This window comes from Enterobacter sp. Li2LvB3 (assembly GCF_056156645.1).
Genome location: NZ_JBSICG010000014.1, coordinates 47,456 through 67,757, shown reverse-complemented (window position 1 = coordinate 67,757; position 20,302 = coordinate 47,456). Strand labels below are relative to the sequence as shown.

Here is a 20,302-nt window from a genome sequence, read left to right as displayed (position 1 = left end):
TCTTCTCACCACGCTACGCCTACCAGGAGGGATTAAAGGCCTGCCTTATGTGCCTGCCAGCGCTCATTCAGCGCCTCAAGCTGTGCATTGACCGTCTTCCAGCGCGCCGAGCCCATCAGCTCCTGACGGCTAAATGAACCTTTATGATACAATTGTGTAACACGCTCAGCATTGATCGGCGACAGGTTATCCAACACACTGACTGCGCCTTTACGATTATTGCAGACCAGGATCATATCGCAACCTGCATCCAGCGATGCCTGTCCGCGTTCAGCATAGCTGCCCATAATGGCAGCCCCTTCCATCGACAAATCGTCAGAGAAGATCACGCCGTTAAAACCTAATTCCTGACGCAGCACGGTTTTCAGCCAGTGTGCCGAGCCGCTCGCCGGGCGCGGATCGACATCGCTGTAGATAACATGTGCCGGCATAATGGCATCAAGTTTGTTATCGGTGATAAGCGAACGGAACACCGACATGTCTTTGGCACGGATCTCCGCTTCAGGGCGCGGGTCGCGTGGGGTTTCTTTGTGAGAATCCGCCGTGACCGCCCCGTGGCCCGGGAAGTGTTTGCCGGTAGTTTTCATCCCGGCATCGTGCATCCCGTCGATAAAACGTGTGGCCATCGCCAGTGCGATGCGCGGGTCTTCATGATATGAACGCTCGCCGATAGCCGCGCTGATATGCCCGACATCCAGCACGGGTGCAAAGCTGATATCAATATCCATCGCAATCATTTCGCTTGCCATCAGCCAGCCTGCGTCCTGCGCCAGCTTGCCGCCCTCTTCGGAGCCCAGCAGCGCTGCGAAAGACTGCGCAGCTGGCAGGCGGGTAAAGCCCTCGCGAAAACGCTGCACGCGCCCGCCTTCCTGGTCTACCGCCACCACCAGCTGATTGCGTGACGCCGCGCGAATTTGTCGAACCAGTTCCCGCAGCTGCTCCGGGTCGTGATAGTTGCGGGTAAACAGAATCAGGCCACCAACCAGCGGGTGCGCCAGAATTTCGCGCTCCTCCGCATCCAGCTCAAAGCCTTCTACATCCAACATGACTGGACCCACACGAACCTCTCTTATCCTTTAGTTTGTAACTGGCGCCAGACGTCATCTGCCAGCGCGATAAATTGTTTGTCGGCCGATTGCTGCAAGCGTACTTCAAACCAGCCAGCCATCAGCATCAGGACCCAAGGCCGCCAGCGCCAGACCTGGTGTGCAAGCGTCTGAGGGTCTATATGCGCGCCTCTGGCGTAGGCCTGAATTAACAGCCTGCGCGCAGCATCATCCGCCGTCCAGACTGCCGCAAGCTCCAGCGCAACGTCCCCGTCACCGGCATATTCCCAGTCGATCAGTCTGTCACCCACTGGCGTGTGGACGATATTTCCGGCGTGAACATCCATATGCAAAGGCGCAAGCCGCAGCGGCTGTGGCTCACCCGCTTTACGCAGCCGTTTGAGCTGCGCCAGCCAAAAAGGCGTGCGTCTGGTGGGCGACGCCTGCTGCCAGTATTGTTCAAGCAAGGGTAAAAGCGTGATGCGCCAGCCCAGACGCCGTTGGCGGTGCAGATGATACAACATGGCGGCGAGCGTGGGAGTATCCGGTAATCCGGTTTTGATCTCGCCCGCAAGATATTCCACCGCCATCCAGCCCTGCATAAAAAACCGGGGTTTCGGCACAAGCTCTGCGGGAAGCCGCGTTAATGCGCGGTACTGTCGACGAAAATGGGAAGCCGGAGCGGAGTCATCATGGTGCTGGCGTAACACCAGCCGATGTTCGCCCCGGGCGATAATGCAACTCGCGCCGCCAAGCCCGGAATGGGCCTGCGGCGCGATAAGGCGATACTGCGGAAAATAACGTGTCAGAACGTCATCACGCGTGATGTTATTGTTGCGTAACGGCACCTTTACCCGACCAGATAATTTCGCCTGTCTGAACCAGCATCAGCTGCATCTGCAACGCTGGCGTATTCACGTTACCGCTGGCGTTAGAATAAAGCACATACTGGGCGCCGACGTTACGGGCGATACCAATCGCCTTGCTACGCGAACCGAGACTATCCTGTGCAGACAGCCCCAGTTGCTGTTTTGCAACAGCGAGCTGCTGCGCAGAAACCAGCGTAAATTTACCGTTATTCGCCAGAGCATTACGCAGCGTTTCGGTCGCTTCCCCCGCATTCAGGGAACCGTTAGTGCGGTTATTCACGCTATCCACCAGCAGCACACTGCCAGGGGTAACGCCCTGCGCCTGCAACATTTTACCGACCATTGGCTGCATTGCGCCGTTCCAGTCGTAGTGACGCACGCGCGGTGCAGGCTGTGCCGTTGCATCAGGATGTTCGATTGGGCCAGGCTGCGCCGGGATGGTCGGAACAGAAGGCACGGTTGGCACCGGCTGCGTTGGCTGTACAGGTTGTGCCGTGCCCGGTTTCGCCTCTTCCACAGGAGCAGGTTGTTCCATGCGCGTCATACACCCTGAAAGGAAGAGTGCAAATGCGGTAACGAGCGCAAAACGGCTCATATTTTTAATCAAGGTTCACCCCTTACAAATAAAGATAAAGTCTGACCTTATGCGCACCCAGGTAGTTCGCGCTGCCATACAGCGTGACCGATGACCTCGCCGGAATGATTACCGTGCGCGTCGCTTCAAGGGGGTGCATTTCAAGACCTCGTACGTCGTACCAGTAGAAACGGTAATGCACCGTTACTGGTTCGTGTCTTTCGTTATAAAGCGCAGAGGACGCAGAGGCCTGAATTTCGCTGATGGTCAGCGAAGGTTGTTCTGCCGTGATACCCGCCGCCAGAACAGAGGACTCCATCACCAGCGTCTGTTCATCATTCACCGGGATTGCGGGACGCGCGCTGCACCCGACCATCACCAGCGTCATTACCAGCGCTGCAAAACGCCCTCTTAGCATGTCAAAGACCTTTATGTGCCAGCATCGGCCCCAGCGGGCGGCCACCCAGCAGATGCATGTGAATGTGATAGACTTCCTGCCCGCCATGGCGATTGCAGTTCATGATCAGGCGATAGCCGTCCTGCGCAATGCCTTCCTGCTCAGCAATTTTTGCCGCCACCGTCAGCATACGGCCTAATGCCACTTCGTGCTCGGTTTTCACATCGTTCACGGTAGGAATCAGAATATTGGGAATAATAAGGATGTGTGTCGGCGCCTGAGGTGAAATGTCCCGGAAGGCTGTGACCAGCTCATCCTGATACACGATATCCGACGGTATTTCGCGGCGGATAATTTTACTGAAAATCGTTTCTTCAGCCATGACCTTTTCCTTTTTTGTTTAATCTGGCGTGGTGGGTCTGCCAATAACACACATTGTCTGCATTACTGTGTGACACAACTCAAGAGTATGAGCGAGTTTCTCCTGTCCTTTCAACCTTCTCCCTCGATTTCTTTCCTTATTGCACGACAGCTGCATGAAGAGTGAGCGCTCTTGTGCGTTGATATCCTGAAACAATATTTCACTTCCGTTCGAAACATCTGTTTACAGCATTAATCACAATGAGTATATTTCGCATTTGCATTTTCATGCGCATTTCAAACATAGAAAACGACTTCAGCCCGGTTTCACGGGACTGACGCACACAACTTTCACCATTCATTAAGGGTTTGATGATGTCTTTCATTAATCACACCAGGGATGGGCAACGTCAGCCCGCCACAACACCTTCGTTGCTGGCAGCCTGCATTGCTATGGCATTGATGCCAACCGTAAGTTTCGCTGCTGCCACTTCCACTGAAGACACCGTTGTTGTTGATGGCGGTTTTGATAACGCGCAGGATCCATCTGCCGGCCAGGAGCAGGATTACAGCGTTAAAACCACCACTACCGGTACAAAACTGCTGCTCGTGCCGCGCGATATTCCCCAATCCGTCAGCGTTATCAGCCAGCAACGCATGGCTGACCAGAATCTGCAATCTATCGGGCAGGTATTGACCAATACCACCGGGGTGACGTCGCAGGTTCAGGACAGCGACCGTTCTGTATTTTACTCCCGTGGTTTCTTCGTGAGTAACTATGCATACGATGACCTGCCAACCTCCATCAGTGAAGTGTGGAATTTTGGCGATACGGCGGCCGATACCGCCATTTACGATCGCATTGAAGTGGTTCGTGGCGCAACAGGCCTGATGTCCGGCACGGGTAACCCGGCCGCCTACGTCAACATGGTGCGTAAACATGCTGACAGCAATGAATTCAAGGGCAACGTATCGGCCAGCTATGGCAGCTGGGATAAAGAGCGCTATGTACTCGATTTACAGGCTCCGCTGGTTGAGTCCGGTAAAGTCCGTGGGCGGTTGATCACCGGTTATCAGGACAACGACAGCTTTGTCGATAACTATCACTACCGTAAGAAATTCCTGTACGGTGTGGTGGATGCCGATGTCACCGACAGCACTACCCTCTCTCTGGGATACGAATACCAGGAGAGCAAGACCGAAGATCCTACCTGGGGCGGCCTGCCAACCTGGTACAGTGACGGTAGCAAAACGCATTACAACCATAGCCAGACCGTTGCACCAGACTGGGCGTATTCGGACAAAGACAACACCCGCATTTTTGCCAACCTGACCCAACGTTTCGACAACGGCTGGGAAGCGCACATCAACGGGATGCACGCGGAAACCAACTTTGATACCAAGCTGATGTACATGTCCGGCTACCCGGATAAAGACACGGGAGCAGGGATGGTGGGTTACGGCGGCTGGAATCGTGGTGAGCGTAAACAGGATGCGGTCGATGCCTTCCTGCGCGGTGGATTCGATCTCTTCGGTCGCCAGCACGAAATGATGTTTGGCGGCAGCTTCAGCCGTCAGCGCAACCACTACGACAACTCAATGCCGGATGCCCAGTACGGTATGGTTGATGTGGGTGATTTCAAAAACTGGAACGGTAATATTGCCGACCCACAGTGGACGCCGTGGAAACTCTACAGCCAGGACGATATTCGTCAGTCGTCAGCATACACCTCTGCCCGCTTCTCGCTGGCCGATCCGCTGCACCTGATCCTGGGCGCGCGCTACACCAATTACAACATTCGCTATAACCCGGCCGGGTCCCCGGACACCCGACTGGAGAGCACCAAAGACAACGTGACGCCGTACGCGGGCCTGATCTATGACATCAACGAAGACTGGTCAACATACGTCAGCTATACCTCTATCTTCCAGCCACAGGACAAGCGTGATGCCAATGGCCGCTACCTCGATCCTACAACGGGTAAAAGTTACGAGGCGGGCGTGAAGGCAGACTGGTTTAACACCCGCCTGACCACCTCTCTGGCCATCTTCCGTATTGAGCAGGATAACGTTGCCAACAATACCTATACCTATATGCCAAGCGGTGAGTCAATTTATGAATCACTGGATGGGGTGGTGAGTAAAGGGATTGAGTTTGAGCTGAACGGCGCCCTGACCGATAACTGGCAGCTGACCTTCGGTGCGACCCGCTTTATCGCCGAAGATAAGAACGGTAATGCAGTGAGCTCTGACCAGCCTCGCACCACCATGAAGCTTTTTACCCGTTATCAACTGCCGATGCTGCCAGAGCTGGCCGTGGGCGGCGGTGTTAACTGGCAAAACAAGGTCTGGACGGATGTTGATGGCGGCCCTGCCGGACGCTCCCGTGCTGAACAGGGCAGCTACGCGCTGGTGAATCTGTTCAGCCGCTACCAGGTGACCAAAAACTTTGCTGTTCAGGCGAACGTGAACAACCTGTTCGATAAAGATTACTACGACTATGTCGGGTCTTATCTCGTGTACGGCGCACCGCTTAGCTTCTCGGTGAGCGCGAGCTACGATTTCTAAGACAGTATCAACAACAAAGGGAGCCAGATGGCTCCCTTTGTTTGTGCCCGTTTTTCGCACTCCGGTGCACAAGCAATAAAAAAGGCAGCCAGTCGGCTGCCTTAGTCTCCCCAGTCACAACTTAGTTGCCGCGGATGTATTCATCCATTTCGGTTTTCAGGTTATCGGATTTAGTACCGAAGATTGCCTGAACACCGGAACCTGCAACAACAACGCCCGCTGCGCCAAGTTTTTTCAGACCAGGCTGGTCAACTTTCGCTACGTCGGCAACACTCACACGCAGACGAGTGATACACGCGTCCAGGTTAGTGATGTTTTCTTTGCCGCCGAACGCTGCAACCAGAGCCGGAGCCATTTCGCTGGTAGCTGTTGCTTTGTTGTCTTCAGACACATCTTCACGACCTGGAGTTTTCAGGTCCAGTGCTTTGATAAGCACACGGAAGATGGTGTAGTAAACAACGGCGTAGCACGCACCAACGATTGGGAACAGCCACAGTTTGCTGCTGTTACCGGACAGAACGATAAAGTCGATCAGGCCGTGAGAGAAGGACGTACCATCACGCATACCCAGCAGGATACAGATTGGGAATGCCAGACCAGCCAGTACCGCGTGAATGATGTACAGGATCGGCGCAACGAACATGAAGGAGAACTCGATCGGCTCGGTGATACCGGTCAGGAACGAGGTCAACGCTGCGGAGATCATGATACCGCCCACTTTTGCACGGTTCTCTGGTTTAGCAGAGTGCCAGATTGCAATCGCAGCAGCCGGCAGGCCGTACATTTTGAACAGGAAGCCACCAGACAGTTTGCCTGCGGTTGGGTCACCTGCCATGTAACGTGGGATATCACCGTGGAACACCTGACCTGCTGCGTTGGTGAATTCACCAATCTGCATCTGGAATGGAACGTTCCAGATGTGGTGCAGACCAAATGGTACCAGGCAGCGTTCAACGAAGCCGTAGATACCGAATGCCACAACCGGGTTCTGGTAAGCAGCCCACTGAGAGAAGGTCTGGATTGCAGAGCCGATCGGTGGCCAAATGAAGGACAAGATCACGCCAGTGAAAATCGCTGCCAGACCAGAAATGATCGGAACGAAACGCTTGCCCGCGAAGAAGCCCAGATACTCAGGCAGCTTGATGCGATAGAAGCGGTTAAACATGTACGCTGCAATCGCACCGGAGATAATCCCACCGAGAACACCGGTATCAGCCAGGTGTTTCGCTGCGATCTCTTCAGCAGGTAAATGCAGGACCAGTGGTGCAACCACAGCCATGGTTTTCACCATGATGCCGTAGGCAACAACTGCGGCCAGCGCAGATACACCATCGTTATTGGTGAAGCCCAGAGCAACACCGATAGCGAAGATCAGCGGCATGTTAGCAAAAACAGAGCCGCCTGCTTCGGCCATCACGTGGGAAACTACGGCTGGCAGCCAGCTGAAGTTAGCAGAACCGACACCCAGCAGGATACCTGCGATAGGCAGTACGGATACTGGCAGCATCAGCGATTTACCGACCTTTTGCAGGTTAGCAAATGCATTCTTAAACATAATTGAGAGTGCTCCTGAGTATTTGTGCTTTTTTTTACGTTTTCACGCATTGGCCCGGGGGGAGTACCGCGCCGTGGACAGGACATCTAAGCGCCCTTTATTTATTACACAGAGTAAAATAAATCCCTCTGAGTTTGTTTGACGGCTATCACGTTTCAGCTCAAGGCAGACCAAAAACTTTCAGTTTTTTACAAAAAGCATTTCTGGATGTGTCTAAAAACACCGTCACCGCCCCAAATGAGGCGGTGAACTTTACTCGCTTTATTTATTAATTACGAGCCTAAAAAAAACAGGTGTATCAAACAGATTGCAGGCGGGCGGGGTCGATGTGGAACAGATTTGCGAAGTTTTCCGTCGTGACGCGAGCCAGCTCATCGATGCTGACACCCTTCAGAACGGCCATATACTCAGCCACATCTCTTGTCATGGCAGGTTGATTCTCTTTGCCGCGATGCGGCACCGGTGCCAGATAAGGAGAGTCTGTTTCCACCAGAATGCGATCGAGAGGGACATAGCGCGCAGCATCACGAAGCTGCTCTGCGTTACGAAACGTCACGATCCCAGAAAACGAGATATAAAAACCTAAATCAAGCAGCTTACCCGCCGTTTCTCTGTCTTCTGTGAAACAGTGTAGTACGCCACCACAATCCGTCACGTTTTCTTCCTGGAGGATCGCCAGCGTATCGGCTCGTGCATCACGCGTATGCACGATAACCGGCTTGTTCAGCTCGCGGCCAATGCGGATGTGGTTACGGAAAGACGCCTGCTGACGAGGTTTAGTTTCAGGTGTGTAGAAATAGTCCAGCCCCGTCTCGCCCATCGCGACAACACCCTCTTCCGCCGCAAGACGACGTAAGTCCTCAACGTCGTATTCTTCATCCTGATTCAGCGGGTGCACGCCGCAGGAAAATACTACGTTATCGCGGACACCCACCAGCTCGCGCATGGTGCGATAGCCCGGCAACGTGGTTGCCACCGCCAGGCAGAATTTCACATCGCGGGCGGCAGCTTTCGCCAGCACATCGTCCACGTTTTTATGCAGGGATTGGTAATCCAGGCCATCAAGATGGCAGTGTGAGTCGACTAAAAACATAATGTCTCTCTCAGAGATGGGAACCAGGCAACGGTGTGCCTGGTTGCAGGTAATGTTCGATACGCAGTAACTGGTCCGTTAGTAAAAGCTCGCGATTAAGACCGGTTACCGTTAAGAGTTGTTCACGGCTCTGGCAGACATCATGAAGGATCGCACGCAGCATATTGCCAGAAAGACGGTTGGCCAGAGTATTGATAACCCCCCAGGCATCCACGTTGGACAGCAATGTTGCGCCCTGCTGACATTTCAGCGCATCCAGCAGCATTGACGCCAGCCAGTGCAACCGCTCAGCCGCCTGGTCATGGTTCAGAACAGCCAGTAAACTCAGCCAGTCACGACTATCCAGCGCTGACGCCACGGCACGGCAGAGCGCCTCACGCTGTGACCAGCTATCAGGTTGCAGCAGTGCCAGTGCTGCCGCCGGCGCACCGCTGCATAAGCGCAATGCAGTGAGGGCTGCTTCTTGTGACGTTGTCACTTCACGTTCAAGCCAGCTTAACGCCCAGGATTCTTGCGGTACAGAGAGATGATGAAGACGACAGCGGCTACGCAATGTTGCCAGCAATCGCCCCGGTTCACGGCATGACATAAAGAACCAGGTCTTCTCCGGGGGTTCTTCAAGCGTTTTCAGCAGTGCGTTTGCCGCTGCCTCGGTGAGTAACGCCGCATCTTTCAGCCAGACTACTTTTGCCCCGCCCAGTCGCGCATGTTCGTACAGTTTTTCACTGACCTCACGCACGGCATCAATACCGAGGGTCGTTTTGCCTTTTTCTGGCTCCAGGGTGTAGTAATCAGGATGGGTGCCCGCCTGCATCAGCTGGCAGCCCCGGCATTTACCGCAGCTTTTGTGCCCTTCTGGCTGCTGGCACATCAAAAAACGGGTGATCGCGTAAATCAGCGCATCATCCCCCATGCCTGGCAACGCCTGAATCAGTAACGCATGATGCCCCCGACCGGCCTGATAGCTGTTAATCAGCTGCTCAAAGTGTGGGCGCAACCATGGATACCATTTCATGCCTGCTGCTCCTGTACCCACTGGGTCACCGCTTCACGAATAGAGCGCGCCACATCATCGAGTGACTGGGTAGCATCAATTGTGCGGATGGAACTGTCCTGCCCGGCAAGCTCAAGATAGCGCGCGCGAGTACGGTTGAAGAAATCCAGCGACTCCTGTTCAATGCGGTCCAGCTCGCCACGCGCACGGGCGCGTTTCAGGCCCACTTCGGGGGTAACATCCAGATAGAGCGTCAGGTCCGGGCGGAAGTTACCCAGCACCGCATCGCGCAGCGTGGCTAACATCGTCTGGTCGATACCCCGACCACCGCCCTGATAAGCCTGGGTCGACAGATCGTGACGATCGCCAATCACCCATTTGCCTTCAGCCAGTGCAGGTTTGATAACGGTTTCAACCAACTGAACGCGCGCGGCATAAAACATCAGAACTTCGGCTTTATCTGTGATGATTTCGTCACCCACTGATTTGATATCCAGCACCAGGCTTCGCAGTTTTTCCGCCAGCTGCGTGCCGCCCGGCTCGCGGGTGAACACCATATCCCCGATACCCAGCGTTTTGAGTGTATCCACCACCAGATTACGCGCGGTCGTTTTACCTGCGCCTTCCAGTCCCTCAATAACAATGTATTTACTGCGCATTTTTTTCCTTAAGTGCCTTCAGATAGTCCTGAACAGAGCGATTGTGGCTGGCAAGGTTAGTATTAAAAGTATGCCCGCCTTTTCCATCAGCCACAAAATAGAGATAAGGTGTTTTTGCCGGATGAGCCGCCGCGTTAAGTGAGGCTTCGCTCGGTGTGGCAATTGGGCCTGGCGGTAATCCGCTAATCACGTAGGTATTATACGCGGTCGGCGTTTCCAGGTCTTTTCTCGATATCTTACCGGTGTAATTCTCACCCATGCCGTAAATCACCGTAGGATCGGTTTGCAGCCGCATCCCGATGCGCAGTCGGTTGATAAACACCGATGCCACCTGGTCACGCTCTGCAGCAACCGCCGTCTCTTTTTCGATGATAGAGGCCATGGTCACGAACTGGTTCTGATCTTTATACGGCAGCCCATCTACGCGCCCTTCCCAGGCAGCATCAACGGCGGTAACCATTTTTTTGTGCGCACGCTTCAGGATGGAAACATCGGTAGTCCCGGCGGTATACATCCAGGTATCCGGCCAAAACCAGCCTTCAACCCATTCAGGGTGTTCGAGTTTCAGCACCTCAGCAACCGTCTGGTAGTTATCATCTTTCAGGGTATGTTTGATGTAAGGTGCATCGCGCAGCTGTTTGAGATAGTCGCTCAGACGCATCCCCTCGACAAAGCGCAGCGGGAATTGTGCCTCTTTGCCGCTTTCGAGTAATTGCAGCATTTCTCTTACCGTCATGCCTGGCGTCAGGCGATACGTGCCTGCTTTAAAATGCGACAGGTCAGGCTCAACGCGCAGCAGCCACTGGAACACCCGAGGGCGGTTAATCACTTTATCGCCGTAAAGCTGTTCGCCGAGCGCCAGACGTCCGGTTCCTGCTTTAAGGGTAAATATTGTCTCTTCTTTAATCAGGATTTTACTGTCCGCCAGTTGACGAACCTTCCACACTCCGGCTCCGCCAGCAACAGCCAGCACAACAACCAGGAGCAGGATAAAGCGCAACATTTTCTTCATGACGTTCTGGTTTGCTCACATAACGGGGCTAAATAATGATACAGCTCGCGCGATGACCAGCGTTGCTGGCCGCAGGCGCGAACAGGTACAACTGGCATCAGTGCGTTACAGACAACGACTTCATCTGCCGCTAACAGCGCATCCTCAGTTGCGTTAACTTCGACAACGCGAAAACCAGAGTGTGCCAGCTGCTGCATACAAAACTGGCGCATGATGCCATTTACGCCAGCCTGATCAAGCTTCGGCGTGAAGACATCACTGCCCCGCCGCCAGAATAAATTAGCCGCACAGCATTCAGTAATGAGCCCTTCGCTGTCAAGGACCAGCGCCTCATCGGCTTCTGACTGCTCAAGATGAGCACGGATCAAGACCTGTTCAAGACGATTCAGGTGTTTTATTCCGGCAAGCGCAGGGTTTCGCCCAAGACGTATAGGGCTTAATTCAAGTGTGATGCCATCCTGACGCCAGCGCGCATAATGTGCAGGATAAGCAGAAACGCTGAGGATCCGTGTCGGATGCTGGCAGTTCGCGCCGCTGTAGCCCCGGCCACCGCTGCCACGGCTGATGATCACTTTCAGTACGCCACTGGCGTGTCCTGCCGCCAACTGAACCATCTCATCAGCCAGAGTGTCCCATGCGGTAAACGGGATCAGCAGTTTTTCACAGGCACCCTGTAACCGACGGATATGCTCTGCAAGAAAACAGACCTCGCCCTGAAGAATACGCGCCGTGGTGAAGCAACCATCACCAAACTGAGTCGCCCTGTCGCTTGCAGGAAGCGTGTCCTGCTCAAGGCCATTAATTAGAAACATGCTGGCTCCTTATGCGTGGTCGTTCAGTCTGGCAAGGTGAATAAAATAGGACAAGGGGATAAAACCGAATAAAAAAGGTCCGACAAGCGGACCTTTTTATCGCCATCAGGCAGTCAGGCTCAGACCTTTTTAAAGATCAGGGAACCGTTAGTACCACCAAAGCCGAAGGAGTTACACAGGGTATACTCCATGCCGCTAACCTGGCGCGCTTCGTGCGGAACGAAGTCCAGATCGCAACCTTCATCCGGGTTATCCAGGTTGATGGTTGGCGGAACAGCCTGATCGCGCAGCGCAAGGATAGAGTAGATAGACTCTACTGCACCCGCCGCACCTAACAGGTGACCGGTCATGGATTTCGTCGAGCTCACCATTACGCGGCTGGCAGATTCACCGAAGATAGACTTAACAGCCTGAGTTTCTGCTTTATCGCCTGCCGGAGTGGACGTACCGTGCGCATTGACGTAGCCAATCTGTGCAGGAGTGATACCTGCATCACGAATCGCATTTTCCATCGCCAGCGCAGCACCTGCACCGTTCTCTGGAGGTGACGTCATGTGATAAGCATCGCTACTCATACCAAAGCCAACGACTTCAGCATAGATTTTAGCGCCACGTTTTTTCGCGTGTTCGTACTCTTCCAGTACGATCATACCGGCACCGTCACCCAGCACGAAACCATCACGGTCTTTATCCCACGGACGGCTCGCCGCCTGAGGATTTTCGTTACGGGTAGACAGCGCACGCGCTGCACCAAAACCACCAACACCCAGTGGGGTACTGGCTTTTTCAGCACCGCCCGCTACCATCGCATCAGCATCGCCATAAGCGATAATGCGCGCAGCCTGACCGATGTTATGCACACCAGACGTACAGGCAGTAGCAATGGAAATGCTTGGGCCACGCAGCCCGAACATAATGGTCAGGTGACCTGCCACCATGTTAACAATCGTTGACGGAACGAAGAATGGGCTAATCTTACGCGGGCCACCGTTCATCAGAGATGTGTGGTTTTCCTCGATTAGGCCAAGACCGCCAATCCCGGAGCCAATAGCGGCACCAATGCGGGTTGCGTTCTCTTCCGTAATGACAAGGCCAGAATCCTGCATGGCCTGAACGCCAGCGACAATTCCATATTGAATGAAGGCATCCATCTTGCGCTGTTCTTTGCGCGAGATGATCTCTTCACAGTTAAAATCCTTTACTAAGCCAGCAAATTTCGTTGCATAGGCGCTAGTATCGAAATGGTCGATTAGGCTGATGCCGCTCTGACCGGCAAGGAGAGCTTTCCAGGTGGACTCTACGGTATTGCCGACAGGAGACAACATGCCAAGTCCGGTCACAACTACACGACGCTTAGACACGTTTGTCCTCCAGGGAGGGATAAAAAGGGATTCGTGGGACTAAAAAAGATAAAACTCAGGCGGTCGAATGACCGCCTGGAGATGTTCACTTACGCCTGGTGACCGTTGATGTAATCAATGGCAGCCTGAACGGTGGTGATTTTCTCAGCTTCTTCGTCCGGAATCTCAGTATCAAACTCTTCTTCCAGAGCCATTACCAGCTCAACGGTGTCAAGAGAATCTGCGCCCAGGTCTTCAACGAAGGAAGCGGAGTTCACAACTTCTTCCTGCTTAACGCCCAGCTGTTCGCCGATAATTTTCTTAACGCGTTCTTCGATAGTGCTCATACTCTTAAATTTCCTATCAAAACTCGCTTTCGCGATGGTTTTCGTAGTGTATAAAATGTTGAAAAATTTGCAACTAAATCCCGGCAGGTCTTACCACGATTTTACGTTATTTTGAGGCCATTCGCCCTAATAACGCAAATATTTTCGATCGTGATTAAACCATATACATCCCGCCGTTGACGTGGAGGGTCTCACCAGTGATGTAACCCGCTTCGTCAGAGGCTAAAAATGCAACCGCACTGGCAATTTCTTTAGGGTCGCCAAGACGGCCCGCAGGAACTGCTGCCAGTGTACCCGCACGCTGATCATCTGTCAGCGCACGCGTCATGTCCGTTTCAATAAAACCCGGAGCAACAACGTTTACAGTAATACCGCGGGACGCAACTTCACGTGCCAACGACTTACTGAAACCGATCAGGCCTGCTTTCGCCGCAGCGTAGTTAGCCTGACCAGCATTTCCCATGGTACCAACCACAGAACCAACAGTGATAATACGACCATGACGCTTTTTCATCATAGCGCGCATTACCGCTTTTGACAGACGGAATACAGATGACAGGTTGGTTTCGATAATATCGTTCCACTCATCATCTTTCATTCGCATCAGCAGGTTGTCGCGAGTGATCCCGGCATTATTTACCAGAATATCCACTTCGCCAAACTCTGCGCGAATATTTTCCAGAACAGATTCGATAGATGCCGGTTCGGTCACATTCAGTACCAGACCTTTACCGTTTTCACCCAGATATTCGCTGATGGCTTTAGCGCCATTCTCGCTGGTTGCTGTACCAATCACTTTCGCGCCACGCGCAACCAGTGTTTCAGCAATTGCGCGCCCGATACCGCGGCTTGCGCCGGTGACCAGTGCGATTTTTCCTTCAAAACTCATGGTATTCCTCTTTTATTGCGAGAGTGCCGCTGACATCGCTTCCGGCTCGTTAATCGCCGAGGCAGTCAGGGTGTCAACAATACGTTTTGTCAGACCGGTGAGGACCTTACCAGGACCGACTTCATACAGATGCTCAACGCCCTGTGAGGCCATAAACTCAACGGTTTTGGTCCACTGTACCGGGCTATAAAGCTGACGAACCAGCGCATTACGGATAGCTTCCGGCGTAGTTTCGCATTTCACATCGACGTTGTTCACAACGGAAATCGTCGGTGCGTTAAAGGTGATTTTTTCCAGCTCAACCGCCAGTTTGTCGGCAGCTGGCTTCATCAGCGCACAGTGTGACGGCACGCTGACTGGCAGTGGCAGAGCACGCTTCGCGCCCGCAGCTTTACAGGCAGCACCCGCACGTTCAACCGCTTCTTTATGACCGGCGATAACCACCTGGCCTGGCGAGTTGAAGTTGACCGGAGAAACAACCTGACCTTCTGCTGATTCTTCACATGCTTTGGCGATAGACGCATCATCAAGACCGATAATCGCAGACATGCCACCCGTGCCTTCTGGTACCGCTTCCTGCATGAACTTACCACGCAGTTCAACCAGACGTACTGCATCGGAAAATGCGATCACACCTGCACAGACCAGTGCAGAGTATTCGCCAAGGCTATGACCCGCGAGCAGCGCTGGCGCTTTACCGCCCTGCTGCTGCCATACACGCCACAGCGCAACGGATGCGCTCAGCAGTGCTGGCTGCGTCTGCCAGGTTTTGTTCAGCTCTTCAGCAGGACCCTGCTGAGTCAATGCCCACAGATCATAACCCAGTGCATCAGAAGCTTCACGGAAAGTCTCTTCGATTACCGGGTAGTTTGCTGCCATTTCAGACAACATCCCAACGGTTTGAGAACCCTGTCCCGGGAACACAAAAGCAAATTGCGTCATCTTTTTAATCCTTATACTAGAAACGAACCAGCGCGGAACCCCAGGTGAACCCGCCACCAAAGGCTTCAAGCAAGACCAACTGGCCCCGTTTGATTCGTCCATCGCGTACCGCTTCATCAAATGCGCAGGGTACCGACGCCGCAGAGGTGTTGCCGTGACGATCCAGGGTCACCACAACGTTATCCATCGACATGCCCAGCTTTTTCGCTGTTGCGCTGATAATGCGCAGGTTCGCCTGATGCGGAACCAGCCAGTCGAGCGCGGAGCGTTCAAGATTGTTCGCTTCCAGCGTTTCATCGACAATGTGAGCCAGTTCGGTCACTGCCACTTTGAACACTTCATTACCCGCCATGGTCAGGTAGATGGAGTTGTCAGGATTAACGCGATCCGCGTTAGGCAGAGTTAACAGCTCGCCGTAGCTACCGTCAGCATGTAAATGCGTGGAGATGATACCCGGCTCTTCGGACTGCCCAAGCAGTACCGCACCCGCGCCATCGCCGAAAATGATAATGGTCCCGCGATCTTCCGGGTTGCAGGTGCGTGCCAGCACGTCAGCGCCGATAACCAGCGCGTGCTTCACTGCACCGGATTTAACATATTGATCGGCAACGCTCAGTGCATAGGTGAAACCTGCACAGGCTGCGGCGACATCAAATGCCGGGCAACCTTTAATGCCCAGCATGTTTTGAATCTGACATGCGGCACTTGGGAAGGCGTGCGTCGCGGACGTTGTTGCGACCACGATCAAACCAATCTGTTCTTTATCAATACCAGCCATTTCAAGCGCACGTTGTGCAGCTTCATAGCCCATAGTGGCAACGGTTTCGTCTGGCGCGGCAATACGACGTTCACGGATACCTGTGCGCGTGACAATCCACTCGTCAGACGTATCTACCATTTTTTCCAGATCGGCGTTGGTTCGCACTTGTTTTGGCAGGTAGCTGCCGGTACCTATAATCTTCGTATACATGTACGCTCAGTCACTTTTAGCTAATACAGATTCCAGGCGAGCGGCAATCCGCTGTGGGACTTGTCGCTGCACCGCCTGCACTGCCTGTTCAATCGCGACGGAAAAAGCTCGCTGATTGGCCGCACCGTGACTCTTAATCACGATACCGCGCAATCCTAACAGACAGGCGCCATTATACTGGTCGGGGTTGAGGTGACTGAATCGCCGCGTCAGGCTTTTTTGTAACCAACGCTTTAATAAAATCAGCCACCAGGACCTTTTTTTCCCTTCGCCCTGTGATTTGAGCAGCGAAAGGAACATTCGAACAACCCCTTCCATGGTTTTTAACGTTACGTTACCGGTGAACCCGTCGCACACCAGCACATCAGTTTTGCCGGTGAGCAACTCATTGGCTTCGAGATAACCAATATAGTTGATAGAAGGCACCTGTTTTAACAATTCAGCTGCTTCGCGAATGTTATCCAGACCTTTTGTCTCTTCTTCACCAATATTCAGTAACGCAACACGGGGATTGTTGATCCCGACAACCTCTTCTGCCAGCACCGATCCCATGACGGCAAACTGAGCCAGCATTGTACTATCACAATCAACGTTAGCGCCCAGATCCAGCACTACCGTTTTGCCCTTTTGCTGATGCGGTAACACCGTCACCAGCGCCGGACGCTCAATGCCCTCTATCGGCTTGAGCAATAATTTCGACAGCCCCATCAGCGCACCGGTATTCCCGGCACTGACGCAAGCCTGTGCTCGCCCTTCTTTCACCAGCTCCAGCGCTATTCGCATAGAGCTGCCACGGCTATTGCGAATAGCCTGCGATGGCCGGGCATCACTGGCAATAACTGACTGCGCAGGAATAATCTGCAGACGCGAACGTTGTTCGAAGTCAGCTTTTGCAAGTAATGGCGTGATTGTGTCGGGATTACCGACTAAAAGAAGTGTGAGTTGCGAATTAGAATTCAGTGCCTGCAATGCTGCAGGCACTGTCACAGAAGGGCCAAAATCGCCCCCCATGACATCTAACGCCAGGGTTAGACGTGTCAAGGTGTCGTCACTGCCTGGTTTGGTGTTTCCCCAGTTGCCTGGGGAAATCCTCACTAAGCTTCATCACGCTTGCGCGTAATTACTTAGTGATTACCTTGCGGCCACGGTAGAAACCGTCAGCAGTGATGTGGTGACGCAGGTGTTTCTCACCAGAAGTCTTGTCTACAGACAGGCTGGTAACTGCGGTCAGCGCGTCATGGGAACGACGCATGCCACGTTTGGAACGGGTTGGTTTATTCTGTTGTACGGCCATGGACCTTACTCCTCAATTACTTACGCTTTAAGCTGGCTAATACGGCAAATGGGTTTGGTTTTTGCGCTTCATCAGGCAATTCCCCAAAGACCATGTCCGCCTCGGACACTTCACAGTGTTCAGAATCATGCACCGGAACGACTGGCAAGGAGAGGATGACTTCATCTTCAACCAGAGCCAGAAGATCGATTTCACCGAATTCGTTAACCTCAATCGGCTCATACGCTTCCGGGAGTGCTTCAGCCTGTTCGTCAGAACGAACCGGACTAAAACAATACGTTGTGTGAACATGCTGTACAAACGGTTTCCCGCAACGCTGACACGCGAGCGTTACCGTAACCTTTGCATCACCGGTTAAAACGGCAAGGCGCTGGTTATCGATAGCGAACGACATGGAGCATTCTACATCACTGTCCACACTGACTACGGATTCGGCGATACGCTCTGCCTGATCGGAAGAATAGATTCCTTCGTAATCGAGGCGTTTCTGAGCCGTACGAACCGGATCAAGAGTCAGGGGTAATTTTACCTTTTGCATAGGGCGCGCATATTAACTTTGTAACGTCATATAGTCAAAGAAAAAGGCAACCAGGGCTGCCTTTTGCCAATTATTCGCACACATTGCGGCCTGTAGTTTAAAATGGCTGGCATCGATACGCTATATCTGGTGATAAAAATATGCCAAATCTCGTTCTCGCCTCCACTTCACCCTACCGTCGAATGTTGCTGGAAAAACTCGGTATCCCGTTTGAATGTGCCGCACCGGCCGTTAACGAAACACCACAATCCGGTGAGTCGCCACGGCATCTGGTTACCCGTCTGGCGCAGGAAAAAGCTCAGTCTCTGGCTGCACGTTACCCTGCCCATTTGATTATAGGCTCCGATCAGGTTTGCGTGCTCGATGGCGTTATCACCGGAAAACCTCACACCGAAGAGAATGCCATCCAGCAACTGATGAGCGCACGCGGCAATATCGTTACCTTTTATACTGGTCTGGCGCTGTATAACTCGGCCACTGGCCATCTGCAAACCGAATGCGAGCCTTTCGATGTGCACTTCCGCCATCTCAGCGAGCAAGAGATTGTGGATTACGTTCGTAAAGAGCGTCCGCTGAACTGCGCAGGCAGTTTTAAAAGTGAAGGATTGGGGATTGCGTTGTTCGAAAGACTGGAAGGCCGCGACCCTAACACGCTGGTCGGTTTACCGCTGATTGCGCTGTGCCAGATGTTAAGGCGTGAGGCGTTAAATCCGCTCAGTGCGTGATTTAACCGTTGCGGCCTGATGCCCTCTCCCACAGGGAGAGGGTGCAAACATTAAAAACGACAACTTCGTTGCCGTTTTACTTTTACCTTAGCCGCGCAGAACTTTGAGGCAGCGTTTCAGCTGGTCGTCCAGCGGCGCTTCAACACGCATCACCTCACCCGTCCCCGGATGGGTGAACTTCAGCGCGGCGGCATGAAGGAACAGGCGCGTTAACCCGGTGCCAGCCAGCTGTTTGTCGAACTCCCTGTCACCGTAACGGTCGTCAAATGCGATAGGATGCCCGGCATATTGCGTATGCACGCGGATCTGGTGCGTACGGCCCGTCACCGGGCTACAGCGTACCAGGGTGGCAAACTCAAAGCGCTCTTCGACTTTAAAACGCGTCTCAGACGGCTTGCCTTCCTGGTTAACGCGAACAATGCGCTCACCGCTTTGCAGGATATTTTTCAACAATGGTGCCTGAACCACTTTCACATGGGATTGCCACTGACCACGCACCAGCGCCAGGTAATCCTTCTGCATTCCTTTATCACGCAACTGCTCGTGCAGGGAACGCAACGCGGAGCGCTTTTTCGCTACCAGTAACACGCCAGAGGTGTCGCGGTCGAGGCGATGCACCAGCTCAAGGAAACGTGCTTCCGGTCGCAAGGCGCGCAGACCTTCAATCACGCCAAAACTCAGACCACTACCGCCGTGTACCGCCGTGCCAGATGGCTTGTTCAGCACCAGAATGTGATCGTCTTCATATAAAATCACATCGCTAAGGGCCGCGACTTTCTGCAATTTTGGTGAAACCGCCTCTTCTTCACGCTCAGCAACACGTACTGGCGGAATACGGACTTCATCGCCCGCTTCGAGTTTATATTCAGGTTTCACGCGTTTTTTGTTCACCCGCACCTCGCCCTTACGCAAGATGCGATAAATCATACTCTTTGGTACGCCTTTCAGTTGGGTACGCAAAAAGTTATCGATACGTTGCCCCGCTTCATCATCGGTGATGGCAACCATTTTTACGGCTGGAGTCTCTGTTTTCATGGTTGGCGATTCTAAATATCGTCACGCATTAGCGCCACTCATTTTTCTATGCTTATATTTACTTTTATCCGGCACGCTTTCTTCGTGCGCAATCGATTTGGTGGATATTAGACCAATCGCTTCGCTGAAGTGGAGAAACTGTGAGTAACCGGGTGATAATTGGTAAAAGTCATCTTGCTATAACCCGGCGAGCAGTGGAATAATGAGGCCGTTTTCCGTGTTAAATCCTGGTTAAGTAAGGATACTGACGGAATGACCAATTTTGTCTGACCGATCATCCACG

The 20,302-nt window shown here is 53.2% G+C and carries 22 protein-coding genes; 2 read left to right on the top strand and 20 right to left on the bottom strand.

Annotated elements, in window-relative coordinates; all coding sequences use genetic code 11:
• Nucleotides 1–32: 32 nt before the first annotated feature.
• From nagZ to hinT, 5 genes are read right to left on the bottom strand one after another with little or no spacing between them, the layout of a single operon-like run.
• The gene (nagZ, locus tag ACS603_RS13195) at nucleotides 33–1,058 is read right to left on the bottom strand and encodes a beta-N-acetylhexosaminidase (protein ID WP_182060476.1); all 1,026 of its coding nucleotides are present in this window, start codon (nucleotides 1,056–1,058) and stop codon (nucleotides 33–35) included.
• A gap of 11 nt (nucleotides 1,059–1,069) precedes the next feature.
• The gene (gene thiK, locus ACS603_RS13190; protein WP_182060475.1) at nucleotides 1,070–1,894 is read right to left on the bottom strand and encodes a thiamine kinase; all 825 of its coding nucleotides are present in this window, start codon (nucleotides 1,892–1,894) and stop codon (nucleotides 1,070–1,072) included.
• On the bottom strand, nucleotides 1,875–2,519 hold the full coding sequence (gene lpoB, locus ACS603_RS13185; protein WP_474944417.1) for a penicillin-binding protein activator LpoB: 645 nt from the start codon (nucleotides 2,517–2,519) through the stop codon (nucleotides 1,875–1,877). The genes thiK and lpoB overlap by 20 nt, the downstream gene beginning before the upstream one ends.
• 13 nt (nucleotides 2,520–2,532) lie before the next feature.
• Entirely contained in the window at nucleotides 2,533–2,907 is a 375-nt protein-coding gene (locus ACS603_RS13180; protein WP_182060474.1) for a YcfL family putative periplasmic lipoprotein, read from the bottom strand.
• 1 nt (nucleotide 2,908) lies between these two features.
• Entirely contained in the window at nucleotides 2,909–3,268 is a 360-nt protein-coding gene (gene hinT / locus ACS603_RS13175; RefSeq protein WP_014069796.1) for a purine nucleoside phosphoramidase, read from the bottom strand.
• A gap of 353 nt (nucleotides 3,269–3,621) precedes the next feature.
• On the opposite strand from hinT, the gene fhuE reads away from it, so the two are divergent.
• Complete coding sequence (gene fhuE / locus ACS603_RS13170) at nucleotides 3,622–5,814, top strand: ferric-rhodotorulic acid/ferric-coprogen receptor FhuE (RefSeq protein ID WP_474944393.1); 2,193 nt, start codon at nucleotides 3,622–3,624, stop codon at nucleotides 5,812–5,814.
• 121 nt (nucleotides 5,815–5,935) lie between these two features.
• On the opposite strand, the gene ptsG is transcribed toward fhuE, so the two are convergent.
• The 14 genes from ptsG to yceD form a co-directional block, all read right to left on the bottom strand.
• Complete coding sequence (ptsG, locus tag ACS603_RS13165) at nucleotides 5,936–7,369, bottom strand: PTS glucose transporter subunit IIBC (protein ID WP_182060472.1); 1,434 nt, start codon at nucleotides 7,367–7,369, stop codon at nucleotides 5,936–5,938.
• A 298-nt stretch (nucleotides 7,370–7,667) separates the two neighbouring features.
• Nucleotides 7,668–8,462 carry a metal-dependent hydrolase gene (locus ACS603_RS13160; protein WP_182060471.1) on the bottom strand — a complete coding sequence of 265 codons (795 nt, stop codon included), beginning with the start codon at nucleotides 8,460–8,462 and terminating at the stop codon, nucleotides 7,668–7,670.
• 10 nt (nucleotides 8,463–8,472) lie between these two features.
• Complete coding sequence (gene holB, locus ACS603_RS13155) at nucleotides 8,473–9,477, bottom strand: DNA polymerase III subunit delta' (protein ID WP_474944392.1); 1,005 nt, start codon at nucleotides 9,475–9,477, stop codon at nucleotides 8,473–8,475.
• Nucleotides 9,474–10,115: a dTMP kinase gene (tmk, locus tag ACS603_RS13150; RefSeq protein WP_315688319.1), complete on the bottom strand. Its 642-nt coding sequence runs from the start codon at nucleotides 10,113–10,115 to the stop codon at nucleotides 9,474–9,476. The genes holB and tmk overlap by 4 nt, the downstream gene beginning before the upstream one ends.
• Nucleotides 10,105–11,127, bottom strand: coding sequence for a cell division protein YceG (yceG, locus tag ACS603_RS13145; RefSeq protein ID WP_182060468.1), 1,023 nt, complete (start codon nucleotides 11,125–11,127; stop codon nucleotides 10,105–10,107). The genes tmk and yceG overlap by 11 nt, the downstream gene beginning before the upstream one ends.
• The gene (gene pabC, locus ACS603_RS13140; RefSeq protein WP_315688318.1) at nucleotides 11,124–11,939 is read right to left on the bottom strand and encodes an aminodeoxychorismate lyase; all 816 of its coding nucleotides are present in this window, start codon (nucleotides 11,937–11,939) and stop codon (nucleotides 11,124–11,126) included. Before pabC ends, yceG begins: the two co-directional genes overlap by 4 nt.
• A gap of 119 nt (nucleotides 11,940–12,058) precedes the next feature.
• Nucleotides 12,059–13,300, bottom strand: coding sequence for a beta-ketoacyl-ACP synthase II (gene fabF / locus ACS603_RS13135; protein WP_182060466.1), 1,242 nt, complete (start codon nucleotides 13,298–13,300; stop codon nucleotides 12,059–12,061).
• 89 nt (nucleotides 13,301–13,389) lie between these two features.
• Nucleotides 13,390–13,626 carry an acyl carrier protein gene (gene acpP, locus ACS603_RS13130; RefSeq protein WP_003857954.1) on the bottom strand — a complete coding sequence of 79 codons (237 nt, stop codon included), beginning with the start codon at nucleotides 13,624–13,626 and terminating at the stop codon, nucleotides 13,390–13,392.
• A gap of 154 nt (nucleotides 13,627–13,780) precedes the next feature.
• Nucleotides 13,781–14,515: a 3-oxoacyl-ACP reductase FabG gene (gene fabG, locus ACS603_RS13125; RefSeq protein ID WP_014069787.1), complete on the bottom strand. Its 735-nt coding sequence runs from the start codon at nucleotides 14,513–14,515 to the stop codon at nucleotides 13,781–13,783.
• Nucleotides 14,516–14,527: 12 nt separating this feature from the next.
• Entirely contained in the window at nucleotides 14,528–15,457 is a 930-nt protein-coding gene (gene fabD / locus ACS603_RS13120; protein WP_315688317.1) for an ACP S-malonyltransferase, read from the bottom strand.
• A 16-nt stretch (nucleotides 15,458–15,473) separates the two neighbouring features.
• The gene (locus ACS603_RS13115; RefSeq protein ID WP_182060464.1) at nucleotides 15,474–16,427 is read right to left on the bottom strand and encodes a beta-ketoacyl-ACP synthase III; all 954 of its coding nucleotides are present in this window, start codon (nucleotides 16,425–16,427) and stop codon (nucleotides 15,474–15,476) included.
• 6 nt (nucleotides 16,428–16,433) lie between these two features.
• Nucleotides 16,434–17,468 carry a phosphate acyltransferase PlsX gene (gene plsX / locus ACS603_RS13110; RefSeq protein WP_182060463.1) on the bottom strand — a complete coding sequence of 345 codons (1,035 nt, stop codon included), beginning with the start codon at nucleotides 17,466–17,468 and terminating at the stop codon, nucleotides 16,434–16,436.
• Between the two features lie 79 nt (nucleotides 17,469–17,547).
• On the bottom strand, nucleotides 17,548–17,721 hold the full coding sequence (rpmF, locus tag ACS603_RS13105; RefSeq protein ID WP_003857964.1) for a 50S ribosomal protein L32: 174 nt from the start codon (nucleotides 17,719–17,721) through the stop codon (nucleotides 17,548–17,550).
• 16 nt (nucleotides 17,722–17,737) lie between these two features.
• On the bottom strand, nucleotides 17,738–18,259 hold the full coding sequence (yceD, locus tag ACS603_RS13100; protein WP_182060462.1) for a 23S rRNA accumulation protein YceD: 522 nt from the start codon (nucleotides 18,257–18,259) through the stop codon (nucleotides 17,738–17,740).
• A 140-nt stretch (nucleotides 18,260–18,399) separates the two neighbouring features.
• On the opposite strand from yceD, the gene ACS603_RS13095 reads away from it, so the two are divergent.
• Nucleotides 18,400–18,984: a Maf family protein gene (locus ACS603_RS13095; RefSeq protein ID WP_315688316.1), complete on the top strand. Its 585-nt coding sequence runs from the start codon at nucleotides 18,400–18,402 to the stop codon at nucleotides 18,982–18,984.
• 87 nt (nucleotides 18,985–19,071) lie between these two features.
• Here the strand turns inward: ACS603_RS13095 and rluC are convergent, their stop codons facing one another.
• On the bottom strand, nucleotides 19,072–20,019 hold the full coding sequence (rluC, locus tag ACS603_RS13090; RefSeq protein WP_182060460.1) for a 23S rRNA pseudouridine(955/2504/2580) synthase RluC: 948 nt from the start codon (nucleotides 20,017–20,019) through the stop codon (nucleotides 19,072–19,074).
• Nucleotides 20,020–20,302 lie beyond the last annotated feature (283 nt).

Coding starts and splice junctions, on each gene's coding strand:
- ACS603_RS13180 (WP_182060474.1), bottom strand. CDS start 2,907: ATGCTAAGAGGGCGTTTTGCAGCGCTGGTAATGACGCTGGTGATGGTC.
- hinT (WP_014069796.1), bottom strand. CDS start 3,268: ATGGCTGAAGAAACGATTTTCAGTAAAATTATCCGCCGCGAAATACCG.
- fhuE (WP_474944393.1), top strand. CDS start 3,622: ATGTCTTTCATTAATCACACCAGGGATGGGCAACGTCAGCCCGCCACA.
- ptsG (WP_182060472.1), bottom strand. CDS start 7,369: ATGTTTAAGAATGCATTTGCTAACCTGCAAAAGGTCGGTAAATCGCTG.
- ACS603_RS13160 (WP_182060471.1), bottom strand. CDS start 8,462: ATGTTTTTAGTCGACTCACACTGCCATCTTGATGGCCTGGATTACCAA.
- holB (WP_474944392.1), bottom strand. CDS start 9,477: ATGAAATGGTATCCATGGTTGCGCCCACACTTTGAGCAGCTGATTAAC.
- tmk (WP_315688319.1), bottom strand. CDS start 10,115: ATGCGCAGTAAATACATTGTTATTGAGGGACTGGAAGGCGCAGGTAAA.
- yceG (WP_182060468.1), bottom strand. CDS start 11,127: ATGAAGAAAATGTTGCGCTTTATCCTGCTCCTGGTTGTTGTGCTGGCT.
- pabC (WP_315688318.1), bottom strand. CDS start 11,939: ATGTTTCTAATTAATGGCCTTGAGCAGGACACGCTTCCTGCAAGCGAC.
- acpP (WP_003857954.1), bottom strand. CDS start 13,626: ATGAGCACTATCGAAGAACGCGTTAAGAAAATTATCGGCGAACAGCTG.
- fabG (WP_014069787.1), bottom strand. CDS start 14,515: ATGAGTTTTGAAGGAAAAATCGCACTGGTCACCGGCGCAAGCCGCGGT.
- fabD (WP_315688317.1), bottom strand. CDS start 15,457: ATGACGCAATTTGCTTTTGTGTTCCCGGGACAGGGTTCTCAAACCGTT.
- ACS603_RS13115 (WP_182060464.1), bottom strand. CDS start 16,427: ATGTATACGAAGATTATAGGTACCGGCAGCTACCTGCCAAAACAAGTG.
- rpmF (WP_003857964.1), bottom strand. CDS start 17,721: ATGGCCGTACAACAGAATAAACCAACCCGTTCCAAACGTGGCATGCGT.
- yceD (WP_182060462.1), bottom strand. CDS start 18,259: ATGCAAAAGGTAAAATTACCCCTGACTCTTGATCCGGTTCGTACGGCT.
- ACS603_RS13095 (WP_315688316.1), top strand. CDS start 18,400: ATGCCAAATCTCGTTCTCGCCTCCACTTCACCCTACCGTCGAATGTTG.
- rluC (WP_182060460.1), bottom strand. CDS start 20,019: ATGAAAACAGAGACTCCAGCCGTAAAAATGGTTGCCATCACCGATGAT.